This is a genomic window from Paralimibaculum aggregatum (assembly GCF_030270585.1).
Lineage (GTDB): Bacteria > Pseudomonadota > Alphaproteobacteria > Rhodobacterales > Rhodobacteraceae > Thermohalobaculum > Thermohalobaculum aggregatum.
The window spans coordinates 1-1,501 of the sequence record NZ_BSYI01000109.1 but is presented as its reverse complement, the minus strand read 5'-3'; the positions used below and the strand labels follow the sequence as shown (position 1 = coordinate 1,501).

Annotated in this window: 1 protein-coding gene; it reads left to right on the top strand. The window is 77.3% G+C overall.

The window, feature by feature from the left end; genetic code table 11:
• On the top strand, nucleotides 1-1,384 hold a 1,384-nt coding region (locus tag QSJ97_RS24485), incomplete at its 5' end, for a putative bifunctional diguanylate cyclase/phosphodiesterase (protein ID WP_285675121.1).
• Nucleotides 1,385-1,501: the final 117 nt, after the last annotated feature.

Below are 1,501 nucleotides of genomic sequence, written 5' to 3'. Positions count from 1 at the left end.
GACGCGCGCCCGCGAGGCGGCGCTGGCGCGGGCCGAGGCGCGCTGCGAGCGGCAGGCCCGGCACGATCCGCTGACCGGGCTCGCCAACCGCGCCGAGCTGCGCAGCCGCATCGCCGCGGCGCTGGCGGCGGGGGCGGCGGCGGGGCGGGGCACCGGGCTCTGCCTGATCGATCTCGAGCATTTCCAGGAGCTCAACGAGACCCGCGGGCAGGAGGTCGGCGATGCGCTGCTCTGCCGGACCGCGGCGCTGCTGCGCGGGCGCCTGCCGGCGGATCATCTGCCGGCCCGGGTCGACGGCGACAGCTTCGCGGTGCTGGCGCCGGAGCAGACCGGGGTCGAGGCGGTGCACGGGCTGGCGCGCGAGCTCGGCGCGGCGCTCGGCCGGCCGGTGCTGCTCGAGGGCACGGCCTGGGCCTCGGCGGCGAGCATCGGCGTCGCCTGGGCGGCGCCGGGGGAGCCGAGCGCGACCCGGCTGATCGGCGAGGCGGAGGCGGCGCTGCGCGACGTCAAGGCGCATCGGCGCGGCGGCGTCGGGCTCTATTCGCCGGCCATCGGCAAGCCCTTCGCCGACCGCGCGCGGATCGCGGCGGAGCTGCGCCGGGCGGCGGCGGAGGGGCAGTTCGTCGCGCATTTCCAGCCGCAGCTGCGGCTCGGCGATGGCGGCCTGCTCGGCTTCGAGGCGCTGGTGCGCTGGGACCACCCGGAGAAGGGGGTGCTGGAGCCCTGCTACTTCCTCGAGATCGCCGCCGATGCCGGGCTGATGGAGGCGATCGACAGCGCCATGCTCGAGCGCGCGCTCGACGGGCTGGTGCGGATGCGGGCGACCGGCCATGCGGTGCCGCGGGTCTCGCTCAACCTCTCGGCGGTGGCGCTGCGCGATCCGGGCCGGGTCGACCGCATCCTCTGGGCGGTGGACCGGCGCGACCTGGTGCCCGCCGACCTGGCGGTCGAGCTGCTGGAAACCGTGCGCATCGTCGGCGATGCCGATCCGGCGGTGGCCTGCATCGACCGGCTGGCACGGCTCGGCTTCGGCACCGAGCTCGACGATTTCGGCACCGGCTATGCCTGCCTCGCCAACCTCTCGCGGCTGAACGTGAGCGCGCTGAAGATCGACCGCTCGCTGGTGCGCCAGATGCGCGCCGGCGGCGGCGAGGGCGAGAGCCAGGGGCGGGAGATCGTGCGGGCGATCATCGCGCTGGCCGGGCGGCTCGGGGTCTCGGTGCTGGCCGAGGGGATCGAGCGCGCCGAGGAGACGGCGCTGCTGCGCGAGCTCGGCTGCGGGCTCGGCCAGGGCTTCGCCTTCGGCCGGCCGATGCCGCTCCCCGCGGTGCTCGACTGGCTGGCGGCGCGCAGCCCCGAAGCGCCCCGCCGCGCCTCCGCCTGAGCGTCCGACCCACGGCCCAATCCGGGAAGGCTCCCTGCCGGCAGCGCCTCGCGGCACCGGCCCTACCGGGGCGCCAGACGGCCCGCCGGGCCGGTGCGCCAGGCCGCCCGCCGGAGC